Genomic DNA, 876 nt, shown 5'->3' on the forward strand with positions numbered 1-876 from the left:
CCCCGCCGAGGGTGTCGCCCGCCTCGTGCGCGGCGTCGATCTCGGCGGCCATCGCGGCGCCGGTGGCGTCGGTGAAGGCGCGCACCGGGTTGGCGTCGATGCGGTCGAGGTCGGCGGGGCCGGGCAGCGGCTCGTCGTCCGGGGCGTCGACGGCGCCGATGCCCACGACGTGGGACACGATCGTCACGCCGAGGGCCTGCTGCAGGAACGCCTTGGCGACGGTGCCGAGCACGACGCGGGCGGCGGTCTCGCGTGCGCTGGCGCGCTCCAGGACCGGGCGGGCCTCGTCGAAGCCGTACTTGGTCATGCCGGCGAGGTCGGCGTGGCCGGGACGGGGCCGGGTCAGCGGTGCGTTGCGGGCGCGGTGCGCGATCAGCTCCGGGTCCACCGGGTCGGCGGCCATCACCGTCTCCCACTTGGGCCACTCGGTGTTGGCGATGCGGACCGCGACCGGCCCGCCCTGCGTGAGGCCGTGCCGCAGGCCGCCGATGACCTCCAGCTCGTCGGCCTCGAACGCCATCCGCGGGCTGCGGCCGTAGCCGAGCTTGCGGCGGGCCAGCTCGGCCTGCAGCTCCTTGGTGGTGACCGAGACCCCGGCGACCATGCCCTCCAGCACGCCCACCAGGGCCGGACCGTGGGACTCCCCGGCGGTGATCCATCGCAGCACGGCGACCATCCTCTCACCCGGGGATCCGGGCCCCCGACAGCACCACGACCGCGGGCACCACGACCGCCAGTGCCGCACCGAGCAGGACCGGGCCGTGCGGCAGCCTGCTCCCCCACCCGGCCCGCCCGGCCCCGACCGCGACGAGCGCCACCGCCGCCGAGACGACCGCGGCCAGCACCGCGACCACCGGCAGCACCGCCCATCCCGCA

At 76.7% G+C, this 876-nt stretch carries 1 protein-coding gene and 1 pseudogene; both read right to left on the minus strand.

The genetic code is table 11. From position 1 onward, the window contains the following. Window positions 1-667: chorismate synthase (locus GTW08_RS29910; RefSeq protein WP_161152858.1), on the minus strand; the 667-nt coding region annotated here is incomplete at its 3' end. Window positions 668-680: 13 nt separating this feature from the next. Beyond that, window positions 681-876 (minus strand): annotated as a pseudogene (locus GTW08_RS29915) (hypothetical protein); the annotation flags it as partial.

The organism is Pseudonocardia sp. SID8383 (assembly GCF_009864975.1).
GTDB lineage: Bacteria > Actinomycetota > Actinomycetes > Mycobacteriales > Pseudonocardiaceae > Pseudonocardia > Pseudonocardia alni.